The organism is Pseudomonas sp. WS 5078, from assembly GCF_012985745.1.
Taxonomy (GTDB): domain Bacteria; phylum Pseudomonadota; class Gammaproteobacteria; order Pseudomonadales; family Pseudomonadaceae; genus Aquipseudomonas; species Aquipseudomonas lundensis_A.
On sequence record NZ_JAAQWX010000019.1, the window covers coordinates 1 to 13,020 of the forward strand.

The 13,020-nt window shown below is 56.7% G+C and carries 12 protein-coding genes and 5 pseudogenes; 7 read left to right on the forward strand and 10 right to left on the reverse strand.

Annotated features, from left to right (window positions below; translation table 11 throughout):
• Nucleotides 1-9: 9 nt before the first annotated feature.
• A complete protein-coding gene (locus HBN68_RS20195; RefSeq protein WP_169964596.1) occupies nt 10-1,119 on the reverse strand; it encodes an S-type pyocin domain-containing protein in 1,110 nt (369 codons plus the stop codon).
• Nucleotides 1,120-1,239: 120 nt separating this feature from the next.
• On the opposite strand from HBN68_RS20195, the pseudogene HBN68_RS20200 reads away from it, so the two are divergent.
• Nucleotides 1,240-1,455, forward strand: a pseudogene (locus HBN68_RS20200) (YiiD C-terminal domain-containing protein); the annotation flags it as partial.
• A gap of 111 nt (nt 1,456-1,566) precedes the next feature.
• On the opposite strand, the gene HBN68_RS20205 reads toward HBN68_RS20200, so the two are convergent.
• The 3 genes and pseudogenes from HBN68_RS20205 to HBN68_RS22435 all read right to left on the reverse strand — a co-directional run.
• Nucleotides 1,567-1,884, reverse strand: a complete 318-nt coding sequence (locus HBN68_RS20205; protein WP_346010223.1) for a pyocin S6 family toxin immunity protein — start codon at nt 1,882-1,884, stop codon at nt 1,567-1,569.
• A complete protein-coding gene (locus HBN68_RS22320; protein WP_346010224.1) occupies nt 1,835-2,098 on the reverse strand; it encodes a colicin E3/pyocin S6 family cytotoxin in 264 nt (87 codons plus the stop codon). Before HBN68_RS22320 ends, HBN68_RS20205 begins: the two co-directional genes overlap by 50 nt.
• A 6-nt stretch (nt 2,099-2,104) precedes the next feature.
• Nucleotides 2,105-2,944, reverse strand: a pseudogene (locus tag HBN68_RS22435) (S-type pyocin domain-containing protein); the annotation flags it as partial.
• A 120-nt stretch (nt 2,945-3,064) separates the two neighbouring features.
• Here HBN68_RS22435 and HBN68_RS20215 point away from each other — a divergent pair.
• A pseudogene (locus HBN68_RS20215) lies at nt 3,065-3,280 on the forward strand (YiiD C-terminal domain-containing protein); the annotation flags it as partial.
• Nucleotides 3,281-3,304: 24 nt separating this feature from the next.
• On the opposite strand, the gene cysQ reads toward HBN68_RS20215, so the two are convergent.
• Together cysQ and nudE are read right to left on the reverse strand one after the other, a co-directional pair.
• Complete coding sequence (gene cysQ / locus HBN68_RS20220; RefSeq protein WP_169964686.1) at nt 3,305-4,126, reverse strand: 3'(2'),5'-bisphosphate nucleotidase CysQ; 822 nt, start codon at nt 4,124-4,126, stop codon at nt 3,305-3,307.
• Between the two features lie 2 nt (nt 4,127-4,128).
• Entirely contained in the window at nt 4,129-4,695 is a 567-nt protein-coding gene (gene nudE / locus HBN68_RS20225; protein WP_094993235.1) for an ADP compounds hydrolase NudE, read from the reverse strand.
• A gap of 87 nt (nt 4,696-4,782) precedes the next feature.
• Between nudE and yrfG the strand changes: the two genes are divergently transcribed.
• On the forward strand, nt 4,783-5,445 hold the full coding sequence (gene yrfG, locus HBN68_RS20230; RefSeq protein WP_094993236.1) for a GMP/IMP nucleotidase: 663 nt from the start codon (nt 4,783-4,785) through the stop codon (nt 5,443-5,445).
• A gap of 98 nt (nt 5,446-5,543) precedes the next feature.
• Here the strand turns inward: yrfG and lysM are convergent, their stop codons facing one another.
• Complete coding sequence (lysM, locus tag HBN68_RS20235; RefSeq protein WP_169964598.1) at nt 5,544-5,984, reverse strand: peptidoglycan-binding protein LysM; 441 nt, start codon at nt 5,982-5,984, stop codon at nt 5,544-5,546.
• 114 nt (nt 5,985-6,098) lie between these two features.
• Here lysM and HBN68_RS20240 point away from each other — a divergent pair, with 114 nt between their 5' ends.
• The 4 genes from HBN68_RS20240 to HBN68_RS20255 all read left to right on the forward strand — a co-directional run bounded on the left by HBN68_RS20240 (nt 6,099) and on the right by HBN68_RS20255 (nt 11,744).
• Nucleotides 6,099-6,986 carry a LysR family transcriptional regulator gene (locus HBN68_RS20240; protein WP_169964600.1) on the forward strand — a complete coding sequence of 296 codons (888 nt, stop codon included), beginning with the start codon at nt 6,099-6,101 and terminating at the stop codon, nt 6,984-6,986.
• A gap of 94 nt (nt 6,987-7,080) precedes the next feature.
• Nucleotides 7,081-7,920 (forward strand): formate dehydrogenase accessory sulfurtransferase FdhD, encoded by an 840-nt coding sequence (fdhD, locus tag HBN68_RS20245; RefSeq protein WP_169964602.1) that lies wholly within the window; start codon nt 7,081-7,083, stop codon nt 7,918-7,920.
• On the forward strand, nt 7,917-10,265 hold the full coding sequence (locus HBN68_RS20250; protein ID WP_169964604.1) for an FdhF/YdeP family oxidoreductase: 2,349 nt from the start codon (nt 7,917-7,919) through the stop codon (nt 10,263-10,265). Before fdhD ends, HBN68_RS20250 begins: the two co-directional genes overlap by 4 nt.
• A gap of 438 nt (nt 10,266-10,703) precedes the next feature.
• The gene (locus HBN68_RS20255) at nt 10,704-11,744 is read left to right on the forward strand and encodes an RHS repeat-associated core domain-containing protein (protein ID WP_169964607.1); all 1,041 of its coding nucleotides are present in this window, start codon (nt 10,704-10,706) and stop codon (nt 11,742-11,744) included.
• 211 nt (nt 11,745-11,955) lie between these two features.
• Here the strand turns inward: HBN68_RS20255 and HBN68_RS20260 are convergent.
• From HBN68_RS20260 to HBN68_RS20270, 3 genes and pseudogenes are all read right to left on the reverse strand, one after another.
• A pseudogene (locus HBN68_RS20260) lies at nt 11,956-12,240 on the reverse strand (transposase); the annotation flags it as partial.
• 45 nt (nt 12,241-12,285) lie between these two features.
• Nucleotides 12,286-12,396: pseudogene (locus HBN68_RS22440) on the reverse strand (transposase domain-containing protein); the annotation flags it as partial.
• A gap of 82 nt (nt 12,397-12,478) precedes the next feature.
• Nucleotides 12,479-12,919 (reverse strand): S-type pyocin domain-containing protein, encoded by a 441-nt coding sequence (locus tag HBN68_RS20270; protein WP_262373529.1) that lies wholly within the window; start codon nt 12,917-12,919, stop codon nt 12,479-12,481.
• Nucleotides 12,920-13,020 lie beyond the last annotated feature (101 nt).

Genomic DNA, 13,020 nt, shown 5'->3' on the forward strand with positions numbered 1-13,020 from the left:
ACTCCTAATTCACTTAGTTGTGATTCGTCTTTCAGGCTTGGCTTTTCCAGTTTGTTCACCAGTAGTCGCGTCGTACTCCCCTAAGTGGTTTCCTTGTTTGTCATACACTTCCACTGCTCCATGCTGATAATCCCATTCGTAAATTCGCTTTTTGCTTTCCCAGCGCCTGCGCTTTGCTTTGGGAAGGGCGCGGATAGCATCGGGGAAAGCAGGAAGAGTATTCGGTGCAGCGTGGTATTTGATATCACCACCAAAAGGCTTCGCATACACCACATACAGCGACTTCAGGCCCGTATCAGCAGGAAAGACCAGAATACAGTCGTCGAGTGTAATGTCTTCGCCGGGAAGCCCTTCAAGCTGACTGTCGGTGTTCTCCGGGATCGGGTGTACCAGGATGGTGCCCAGCTGCTTGCCGCTTTCGTCGGGGTAAGTCAGTGGCGGCATTCTTGAAGCGCTGTGGGGTGGCGTCCAGAGGAGGGTGATCCCGTTTAGTTCGGCCTCCAACGCCGTCTTGGTTGCGTTCCACTTCACCTGCACGGTGCGTACTGAGTCATCGCCCGACGCGCCGGTGTGAATACCGTAAATCTGCATGACCCCTTCGGCATCACGTCGGAATTGAAAGCGCACCCGTGTAGAGGCTTTGCTCATGCTGCGCAGTTGTTCGTCGGTATGGAGTGTGCCGTCGCCCATTTTGGCGGGGAGCATGCCCATTAGAAAAACGCTGACCGGGCCTCCCGCGCCACGTATTGCCCACGTCATGCGCTGTTGCATGATGCCGCCACCCGCTACACGGGCGAGTCCGGCATCTGCACCGATGGCCAATGCAATGGCCTCTGACGCGGAAGGCAAAAACATGGAGGCAACGACCATGACGTTGCCAAAGTTGGAGGCGGGCTCGGTGTCCGTACCTGCCTCCGTGCTGCACCAGTTTTCAGCAACACAGGATTTGGCGAAGACCACGTCAGTGCGTTGCTTGGGAGATGGCCATTGCTCTTTTGGGATATACACCGGTGCTGGCGCGGCCGGCGTTTGCCATGCAGCCCATGAGGCACCACCGTTTGGACGTTTCGGCTTCCAGAGGGGCTCGAAAAAAGGGTCGTCTTTACCGTCCTTCTTCATGGGACGCGCCTGTCAGCTCATTTGAAGCATGAAGGTTGCAGTCGAGTCCGAGGCCCGGTCAATTTAGCCTCGTAACCGTGTGTTTCTGAGGGCTACGCGAAGCAGGCATTGAAGGCGGGCATCGTGATTCAGGAGGGCCATATCAGCTACCCGCTGCCGGTCACGCAGGACGCGATTGTGCTGTGCGATGCGCCGAACGAGGCAGCATGGAACACGTTTTTGAGCATGTACACACGCCATAGCCGCGCGCGCCTGACACTGCAAACCCGGGTCATCAATACAGACGGCGAAGAAGACGCCGTCCGCTTCAGCGGCCAGTATGTGTTGCATCGTTGACCCTGGAACGAGGGTCAATGCCGGTTAGGTACGGGCAAGCTGCAACAGCGTCTCGCGTTCAACCTTGTAGGCGGTGACACGAAAAGTTGGCGGGGAGACGTTGGTACCCACCTAAAGCAGACTGCTGCGAAGTCCTAAGAAGTAAACCAACTCACTATTCAAGGGGTCACCCAGTATCGCCATAGCCGCGATCGATTGATCTGGCGTTAGTTCATGCTCTCCCTCAGGGACATCACCCAGGGTGGTCCAGCCCATTGCAGCGAGTATTGCTGGCTCTAACTCTTGTGGGACGCTTTTCTTGTACTGCAAAGAGTCGTCTGGGTTGGGCTCTGGATAAAAGCCACTGATTGCAATAAATACCATGGGTGAAACTCCTAATTCACTTAGTTGTGATTCGTCTTTCAGGCTTGGCTTTTCCAGTTTGTTCACCAGTAGTCGCGTCGTACTCCCCTAAGTGGTTTCCTTGTTTGTCATACACTTCCACTGCTCCATGCTGATAATCCCATTCGTAGATTCGTCTTTTGCTTTTCCAGCGCTGTCGATTTCCTTTGCTACGGACATCGACAGCATCGGGGAAAGCAGGAAGAGTATTCGGTGCAGCGTGGTATTTGATATCACCACCAAAAGGCTTCGCATACACCACATACAGCGACTTCAGGCCCGTATCCGCAGGAAAGACCAGAATACAGTCGTCGAGTGTAATGTCTTCGCCGGGAAGCCCTTCAAGCTAACTGTCAGTGTTCTCCGGGATCGGGTGTACCAGGATGGTGCCCAGCTGCTTGCCGCTTTCGTCGGGGTAAGTCAGTGGCGGCATTCTTGAAGCGCTGTGGGGTGGCGTCCAGAGGAGGGTGATCCCGTTTAGGTCGGCCTCCAACGCCGTCTTGGTTGCGTTCCACTTCACCTGCACGGTGCGTACTGAGTCATCGCCCGACGCGCCGGTGTGAATACCGTAAATCTGCATGACCCCTTCGGCATCACGTCGGAACTGAAAGCGCACCCGTGTAGAGGCTTTGCTCATGCTGCGCAGTTGTTCGTCGGTATGGAGTGTGCCGTCGCCCATTTTGGCGGGGAGCATGCCCATTAGAAAAACGCTGACCGGGCCTCCCGCGCCACGTATTGCCCACGTCATGCGCTGTTGCATGATGCCGCCACCCGCTACACGGGCGAGTCCGGCATCTGCACCGATGGCTAATGCAATGGCCTCTGACGCGGAAGGCAAAAGCATGGAAGCAACGACCATGACGTTGCCAAAGTTGGAGGCGGGCTCGGTGTCCGTACCTACCTCCGTGCTGCACCAGTTTTCAGCAACGCAGGACTTGGCGAAGACCACGTCAGTACGTTGCTTGGGAGAGGGCCATTGCTCTTTTGGGATATACACCGGCGCTGGCGCGGCCGACGTTTGCCATGCAGCCCATGAGGCACCACCGTTTGGGCGTTTCGGCTTCCAGAGGGGCTCGAAAAAAGGGTCGTCTTTACCGTCCTTGTGCATGGGACGCGCCTGTCAGCTCATTTGAAGCATGAAGGTTGCAGTCGAGTCCGAGGCCCGGTCAATTTAGCCTCGTAACCGTGTGTTTCTGAGGGCTACGCGAAGCAGGCATTGAAGGCGGGCATCGTGATTCAGGAGGGCCATATCAGCTACCCGCTGCCGGTCACGCAGGACGCGATTGTGCTGTGCGATGCGCCGAACGAGGCAGCATGAAACACGTTTTTGAGCATGTACACACGCCATGGCCGCGCGCGCCTGACACTGCAAACCCAGGTCATCAATACAGACGGCGAAGAAGACGCCGTCTGCTTCAGCGGCCAGTATGTGTTGCATCGTTGAGGGTGGAACGAGGGGCAATACCGGTTACTTATGGACAAGCTCCAACAGCATCTCGCGCCAGGGCGCTTTTTCCGGCAATGCCAAAAACGAGTCATTGAGCAGCGATGCCCGCGCCGGGTAGGTGAACGGCTGGCCATCCAGTTGCAACACCACGCCACCCGCACCTTCGAGCACGCCTTGCGCCGCTGCAGTATCCCACTGTGACGTCGGAGCCAGACGCGGGTAGCAATCGGCCGCACCTTCAGCCAGTAAACAAAATTTGAGCGAGCTGCCGACGCTGGTGAGCTTTAAATCACCCAGGTGTTCACTCAAACCCGCCAACAGTTGCTCTTGCGCCGGGCTGGAATGACGGCGGCTGGCGACGACGGTCAACGGCTCGCCCACAGGCGGGGCCGTGCGCACGTTGATACGCTCGACCTTGTCGCCTTCTGCACGCCATGCGCCGAGGTCCGCACCACCGTAATAGCAGCGGCCGCTGGTCGGCATCGATACCACACCAAACACCACACGGCCGTGCTCGATCAAGGCGACGTTGACGGTGAACTCTTCACTGCCGCAAATGAATTCCTTGGTGCCGTCCAACGGGTCTACCAACCACCAGCGAGACCACCCGGCACGCACGTCCTGGGCGATGTTGGCATCTTCTTCGGACAACACCGGGATGCTCGAGTCGAGCGCTGTCAGGCCGTCGAGCAGCACATGATGGGCTGCCAGATCAGCAGCCGTCACCGGAGAATCATCCGCCTTGGCAATGACCGCAACGTCGGCTCGCCAAAACGGCAAGATGGCGTCACCTGCCTGATGCACCAGTTGAATCACGCCTTGAAGCAGTTGAGGGACAGACAGGCTCACAGCGCAAATGCTCCGCGCTGCGTCAGCAGATCCCGCGCCAGATACAACGCCGCCAAGGCACGACCCTCGGTGAATTGCGGGTTTTGTACCAGCGCCGACAGCTCGCGCAAATTCACTTTCTCGACACGCATGGGCTCCGGCTCATCACCTTCCAGACGCGACTCATACAGGTCGGTGGCCAGCACCACTTGGATCTTCTGGCTCATGTAGCCCGGTGACAGTGACAGCTCGGTGAGGTGCTCCAACTGACGGGCGCCATAGCCCGCTTCTTCCTTCAACTCACGCTCGGCAGCCGCCAGTACGTCTTCGCCCGGCTCGATCAGCCCTTTGGGCAGGGACACTTCGTATTCGTCGGTGCCGCCGCAATACTCTTCGACCAACAGGGCATGCTCGGCATCGATCATCGCCACGATCATCACTGCGCCATAGCCATTGCCGCGCCCCACCAGCCGTTCATACGTACGCTCAACGCCGTTGGAAAAGCGCAGCTGCACTTCTTCAACACGAAACAATCGGCTACTGGCAACAATTTCACGGGCGAGTACGGTGGGTTTTTGGCGCATAGCGGCTCCTCAATATGAACGGGTTACTATACCCCGGCTTTTCCGATTGTCTTGGTCGGATGTTTTCAACTGCGGGAGAAGTTTTGCATGACAGCGTTACCTTGGCGCGACATTGATACCGTTCTGCTGGACATGGACGGCACGCTGCTCGACCTGCATTACGACAACCACTTCTGGCTCGAACACTTGCCCCAACGCTATGCCGAACTGCATGGCATCAGCCGGGCCATGGCTGAACTGGAGCTGATGCCGTTGTTTGAGCGCAATGCAGGCCAATTGCAATGGTACTGCCTGGACTTCTGGAGCGCCGAGCTGAAGATCCCGGTCCGCGAATTGAAACGCGAAACCGCTGACCTGATTGCCCTGCGCCCTGATGCCGATACGTTTTTAGCCGCCATCAAAGAAGCAGGCAAGCGGGTGATTATGATCACCAACGCGCACCGCGATTCGTTGTCCTTGAAATTGGAACGCATTGAACTGGCGCCCTACTTCGAAAGGCTGATCAGCTCCCACGACTACGGTTTCCCCAAGGAAAGCCCGCAGTTCTGGGATGCGCTGCACGCCGATATCGGTTTCGAGCCCGCGCGCAGCCTGTTTATCGACGACACCTTGCCAATTCTGCGCAGTGCACGGGATTTTGGCGTGAGACATCTGTTGGCGGTCAAGCAGCCGGACAGCAAAAAAGGCCCGAAAGACACCAAGGAGTTTGCCGCGCTGGGGGATTACCGCGAGTTACTGGAAGGGCTTTGAGCCAAGGCTAATGAAGCGGATGGGGAATCCCAGCCTCGTGCCTCGGCAGCGACACACGTGCGTGCACACCTGTCATCGCTGCCGAAAACCACCAGGGTTTACTCAGGGATGCGCAATGTCTGACCCGGGTAGATTTTGTTCGGGTCTTTAAGCATCGGTTTGTTGGCTTCAAAGATTTTTTGATACTTGTTCGCGTCGCCGTACACCGTGAGAGAGATTGCGCTGAGGGTGTCGCCCTTTTGCACAACCACAAAACGCGAAGCAGCAACCATCGGACCGGTTACAGTGATGTTGTCTTCAACGCTGGCAACACCTGCGATATTGCCCGCCGCGAGAATGATTTTTTCTTTCTCTTCTTGAGTCGCGACCTCGCCTGTGACGATCACTTTATCGCCCTCAACGGTGGCGCTGATGTTCGGATTGCCCAAACCTACTTTTTCTACGTGCTTCTTGAGTTCTTCCGAGGCGTTGGCTTTGTCCGGTGTCAGCAAGTCGATTACTTTTTCGCCTGCTTCCTTCATAAAGCTAAAAATACTCATCGTTCACGCTCCTAGGGTTGGAATATCCAGACACACAGCGTAGACCAACATTCGACAGGCAGGTTCAGGGATGGGCGCGTTAGAATCCCCCGACGATTTGCGCGTGGAGCGAGCATGGACATCAAACAACTGAAATTCCTGATCGCCCTCGATGAAACCCGTCACTTCGGTCAGGCGGCCGCCCGCTGCCATATCACCCAACCTACGCTGTCCATGCGCTTGCGCAGCCTTGAGCAGGAGTTGGGTTTGCAGTTGGTCAATCGCGGCCAGCGCTTTGAAAGCTTTACTGCCCCCGGTGAGCGCGTGCTGGCATGGGCCAGAACGGTGCTGTCCGCCTACGATGGCTTGCAGGCTGAAGCGGCTGCCTGCCGGGGCAATTTGATCGGCACGTTGCGCCTGGGCGTGGTGCCGTTGTCGAGTTTTGACCCGCTGCCGTTGTTGCAACAAATGCACAAGGCGCACCCCGAACTGCGCTTTGAATTGTCGGCGCTCAGCTCCGAACAGATCTTGGATCAATTGGCCCGCAATCAGCTGGATGTGGGCGTGTCTTACCTCGATCGGCTCGACCATGAGCGTTTCGACTCGCTCACCTTGAACGACACCCGCATGGGTCTTTTATACGACCAACGGCACTTCACGTTCGGTGAACAGCCGTTGAGTTGGGCAGCCTTGATTGAGTTGCCGTTGGCGCTGCTCAGTGGCGGCATGCATTTTCGTCAGTCCATCGATCACAATTTCCACAGCCGCGGGCTGACCCCACAACCCTTGCTGCAAACCGATGCAGTTCATCAGCTGTTGCAGGCCGTTCATGGCGGATTGTGCTGCGCGGTGATGCCGCTTGAAGGCGGCCTTGAAGCCCTGACCGACGACCTGCGCCTGCACCCGATTGCCGACGCGCAAACCCTCGCCCCTCTGGGTTTGATCATGCGCCGCGAAGCACCACGGTCGGCGCTGGCGGAGGCCTGCTTCTCGCTGTATCGGAAATCATCAGCAACTTCATGATCGACGGCATCTATCAATAGATCAGCACTAGCGATTAGACGCGACAGAGTGTCGCGCCTACCCTTATTGCTGAATATTCCGTCGGAACAGCCTTATGAACGCCAAGCGCCCTACGTGCGCGGCGCCCGCCCAGGATTCGCCCGCGCCCGCCGCCAGCCAGAATTATCACTACGTCACGCTGGACCACAGCAGCGGCGCTGAAACTGCCCTTGCCGAAGAGGTCGCGCTGGCGATTGCCTTCAATGGCATCAATCAAGCGGTGATGCTGGTCACGCCCACTGACCTTGAGGACTTCATCGTCGGTTTCAGCCTGGGTAGCGGGATCATTCAAGACCCGAGCGACATTTATGACCTCAAGCTCAGCGGCGCAGGCTCGGCGCAGTATGCGCACGTAGAAATCGCCAGCCGGGCGTTCTGGAACCTCAAACAGCAACGTCGCCAATTGGCAGGCACCAGCGGCTGCGGACTGTGCGGCGTCGAAGCCGTCGAGCAAGCGCTGCCCGACCTGAACGTACTGCCCGGTGCGCCCCTTCCGCCCGCGCAATGGCTGGACGGTCTACGCCAGCGCATCAGCGCGTTTCAACCGCTGGGCCAGCACTGCGGCGCCGTACATGCCGCCGTTTACATGGACGCCAAAGGCCAATTGCTGATGGGTCGCGAAGACATCGGCCGACATAACGCGCTCGACAAGTTGATCGGTGCATTGGCGCGCCAACACATCGACCTGAGCGGCGGCGCGGCGATTGTCACCAGCCGTTGCAGCCTCGAACTGATTCAAAAAGTGTTGCGCGCAGGCATTCAGACCCTGATCAGCCTGTCCTCGCCTACGGGCTTGGCGCTGCAATGGGCTCGCCGCCACAACCTCAACCTCATTCATCTGCCGCAAAAAAGCGCGCCGCGGGTCTATAGCCCGGCGCAGGAGAATCCAGCGTGAGCACTCATCATCAAGCCGACCAAACCCCGACCCCTCGCTACAAGCCCTATAAAGGCCCGGCAGGTGGCTGGGGCGCGCTGATCAGTGTGGCGCACGCCTGGTTGACCAGTGACAACGCCCTGAAAAACTTGCGCATGATGCTCAAGACCAACCAAAACGGCGGTTTCGACTGCCCCGGTTGTGCCTGGGGCGACTCGCCGGAAAGCGGGCTGGTCAAATTCTGCGAAAATGGCGCCAAAGCCGTTAACTGGGAAGCCACCAAACGGCGTGTCGATGCCAAATTCTTCGCCAAACACAGCGTGAGCGCGCTGCTGGAGCAAAGCGATTACTGGCTCGAATACCAGGGCCGCCTGACCGAGCCCATGCGTTACGACGCACCAACCGACCGGTATGTGCCCATCACATGGGATGCCGCATTCGCCCTGATAGCCAAGCACCTGCTGAACCTGACGAGCCCCAATCAGGCCGAGTTCTATACCTCGGGCCGCGCCAGCAACGAAGCGGCGTATTTGTATCAATTGTTTGTGCGTGCGTTTGGCACCAACAACTTCCCCGACTGCTCGAACATGTGCCATGAAGCCAGCGGTGTTGCACTTGCGCAAAGCGTCGGGGTGGGCAAGGGTACGGTCACGTTCGACGATTTTGAACATGCGGACGCCATTTTTGTGCTCGGGCAAAACCCCGGCACTAACCACCCGCGCATGCTTGAGCCCCTGCGTGAAGCCGTGAAACGCGGCGCGCAGGTGGTGTGCGTCAACCCGCTGAAAGAGCGCGGCCTTGAGCGCTTCCAGCACCCACAACACCCGCTGGAGATGCTCACCAACGGCGACCGTCCAACCAACACGGCTTACCTGCGCCCGGCGCTGGGTGGCGATATGGCGCTCTTGCGCGGCATGGCCAAGTTTCTGTTGCAGTGGGAGCGCGATGCCCAGGCGGCGGGCGAACCGGCAGTCTTCGATCACCCGTTTCTTAATGAACACACCACAGGCGTGCTGGACTACATCGCCAGCCTGGATGACACGTCATGGGAGCACCTGATCGAGCAATCCGGCCTGACGCTGGAAGACATCGAGCGTGCCGCGCGCATGTACCTCAAGGGCAAGAACGTCATCATGTGCTGGGCCATGGGCATTACCCAGCATCGTCACTCGGTGCAGACCATTCAGGAAATCGCCAACCTGATGCTGTTGCGCGGCAACATTGGCCGTCCCGGTGCAGGTCTGTGCCCGGTGCGCGGTCACAGTAACGTGCAAGGCGACCGCACCATGGGCATTAACGAACGCCCACCGGTGGCCTTTCTCGATGCCCTGGAGCGTCGTTTCAAATTCAATGTGCCGCGCGAGAACGGGCACAACGTGGTGGAAGCCATCCACGCCATGCTTGAAGGGCGCGCCAAGGTCTTCATCGGGCTGGGCGGCAACTTTGCCCAGGCTACGCCCGACAGCCCGCGCACGGCGCAGGCCCTGCGCAATTGCGACCTGACCGTGCAAATCAGCACCAAGCTCAACCGCAGCCATTTAATGCACGGCAAGGAAGCACTGATCTTGCCTTGTCTTGGCCGAACTGACATCGACATTCAGGCCGAAGGCCCGCAAGCGGTCACCGTGGAAGACTCGTTCAGCATGGTTCACGCGTCTAATGGCCAGTTGCAGCCCTTGTCGAATCAGATGCGTTCCGAACCGGCGATCATCGCCGGGATCGCAGCGGCGACCTTGGGTACGCACCCGATCGACTGGAGCTGGATCGTCGGGGATTACAGCCGCATCCGCGAGCTGATCGCTGACACTATCCCCGGCTTCAAAGACTTCAATACCCGTGTGCAGCACCCGGGCGGGTTCTATCTGGGCAACGCGGCGGGTGCGCGCCAGTGGAATACTCCCTCAGGCCGCGCCAACTTCAAGCCCAACGCTCTGCCTCGGGATCTGGTCGATGCACGCACCCGCGCGACGGGTCGCCTGCCGGACCTGATCCTGCAATCCATGCGCTCGCACGATCAGTACAACACCACCATTTACGGGCTGGATGACCGCTATCGCGGGGTAAAAGGCCAACGTAACGTGCTGTTTGTGAATGAGGCCGACATTATTCGACTGGGCTTCAAGCCGGGGCAATTGGTGGACATCGTGTCTATCTGGGATGACGAACACGAACGCCGGGTTAAAAATTTCACCTTGCTGGCATTTGATATCCCGGCAGGGCAAGCGGCCGCCTACTACCCCGAAGTAAACCCGTTGGTGCCACTGGAAAGCACCGGGGATGGCAGCCACACCCCGACGTCCAAGTTCGTGGCCATTTGCCTTGAGACAGCCACGCCGTCGAAGCTGATCATGGCCAAGGCGAGCTGAGGCATAACGCCTGCAATCTCTAAAGCCACCGCGTCACCGCGTGCAATGAGCACCCGCCAAGTGTCTTATTGCGACTTGAGGACAACCTTGGGGACGGTGACGCTAGAAGTTGGCGGGCAGACGTGGGTGCCCGCCTCGAACAGTTAGCAGCGAAGCCCTAGGAAGTAAACCAGCTCACTAGTGAAGAGGTCACCCAGGATCCCCATAACCGAGATAGATTGATCTTGCATTCAGCGCACTTTCAGGCTCGGATTAATTGCGACTGAAGCGGCCCCCGTGCTCACTTTATATGCGACTGGCGGACCGTCCATCAAACGCTGGTTTGGTGGATTCGACGAGTAGCTTGGGCCCCCGTACCTAACAGATCAACTAGCTATACATAGCTGATAAATGTGCAGATTCTTATGTGCCGATAACTATTTTCATTGAGAAAGGCACATGAGCACACCACGCAAAGCCATCGCCAACCTCTATCTGTATGACCCGTTGGACCGTTTGACAGGCGCTCATTCGGCTCAACGTTTTTATAACGGCACCCGTTTAGCGACCGAGATTCAGGGCCATAGGAGCACGTGTTTTTTCGAACATGATGCCACGCCTCTGGCTGAGTTACACTCCGACGATGCTGTCACTCTACTTGCCACGGATCTGCAAACATCGGTGCTGCACGGCGTCAGTCCTGCAATTAGCCAACCGCAGAGCTACGACCCTTATGGCCATCGTCCAACAACGAACGGCTTACTTAATTTACTGGGTTTTAACGGTGAACGGCCTGATCCTATGACCGGGCATTATTTGTTGGGTCAGGGCTATCGGGCATTTAACCTCATACTTATGCGTTTCAATAGTCCAGATAGCCTTAGTCCATTTGGTCGGGGGGGAGTGAATTGCTACGCCTATTGCCAAGGGAACCCCATAAATAATCAAGATCCTAGTGGACACATTAGCTTTAAAACCATGGCGTTGGTGCTTCTTGCCTCTCGCCGCTTTAAACGAAGTTTATTTACCAGAATCGAAGGCCCCATTACATGGCGTAAACTTCGAAATAGAAAAATTTTAGATCTGGAGCAAGAATTAGATTTTACCCGCAGGAAAATAAAAGATGAGACTGCCCAAGTCTCTGTGGTTACAGGTAAAGAAAGCTTGTCCGGAGTGAGTGATGAACGCACTCTGCATAAATTTGTATTAACTCAAGATCAAAAATTTATCATGGGCAGCTTTCCCGCGGCTGATCAACCCTATCCAAGTCACGCAAGTTTTGCGGAAATTGGCAGTCAGAACCCAGGTGCTAGCAACAATGTCATTGGGGCGGGTTATATTTTTAAAGATAAAGGCCATCTGTATATAAAGAATTATTCAGGGCATTATCGACCAAACTTCAATCAACTGAGGCCCGTCGAAGACCATTTGCAAGGCTTGGGGATTCAAGTAAAAAGTGTGCGCAATGATTACGTGGTTAAACCAAATGACCCACTGTGAAGCCTGTGCAACGTAGGATTTGGCTTCCACGGGAGGACGCAGAAAACGGAGTTTTTATATGCTAAGGATGCTCTGAAGTAGCCGGATTTTTTCCGACTATCGAGTCGTCGGCACTTTTCAAAAAACGACGCTTGTCGAAATTTGCTCAATCATCTTTGTTTTTCAGCCCTTTCGACCGCTGCAAAGTTCGTTGCAGCGGTCGTTTCCTGCATTACACACGCACCTTGCCTGCGTTCGCCAACAAATAACGGCGCGCCATCCACAGGTTTGACAGAGCGAACAACGTCACCATCTGCGCTGTATTCTTGGCCAAACCCCGAAAACGCACTTTTTCGTAACCAAACTGGCGTTTAATTACCCGAAACGGGTGTTCGACCTTGGCGCGAACCTGGGCCTTGGCCTTCTCGATCTTACGTATCGCTTTGTACAAAACACTGCGTTTTCCGTGCTTTTTGTAAGTGCTGCGTCAGGCGGAAATCTGCCAAACGACTTTGCGCATGCTCGACCTTTTTTGTACAAGGTGCCACTGCCAGAAATAACAGTATGCGTACGGATCATGTCCGTTGAATTTGCACGTTTGGATCAAGCTCATCAGCGCCGCTGCACCCTGACCGCTGCGCAGCGAACCTGCAAAGCGGCAGTTCTTACGTCCAGGCATGCAAGGCATCCATTAAGGATATGTGCATGCAATTGATTTCGCGTGCTCACTTTATGCACGTCCATCAAACGTTGGTTCAGGTGTACGGTCCCCACATGAGAGGGTGCGGATAGCATCGGGGGTAAGTCAGTGGCGGTATTCTTGAAGGGCTGTGGGGTGGCGTCCAGAGGAGGGTCATCCCGTTTAGTTCGGCCTCCAATGCAGTCTTGTTCGCGTTCCATTTCACCTGCGCGGTGCGTACTGAGTCATCACCTGACGCGCCGGTGTGAATGCCGTAAATCTGCATTACCCCTTCGGCATCACGTCGGAACTGAAAGCGCACCCGTGTTGCGGCCTTGCTCATGCAGCGCAGTTGTTCGTCGGTATGGAGTGTGCCGTCGCCCATTTTGGTCGGGAGTAAGCCCATTAAAAAAACACTGACCGGTCGCCCCGCACCCCGGATTGCCCAGGTCATACGCTGTTGCATGATGCCGCCACCTGCCACACGGGCGAGTCCGGCATCCGCACCGATGGCCATTGCAATAGCCTCTGACGCAGAAGGCAAAAGCATCGAGGCAGTCAGGTGGCCGGATCGCTATGCCCACATGACGCGGCGCTTTTCTTTTAGACACAAAAAAG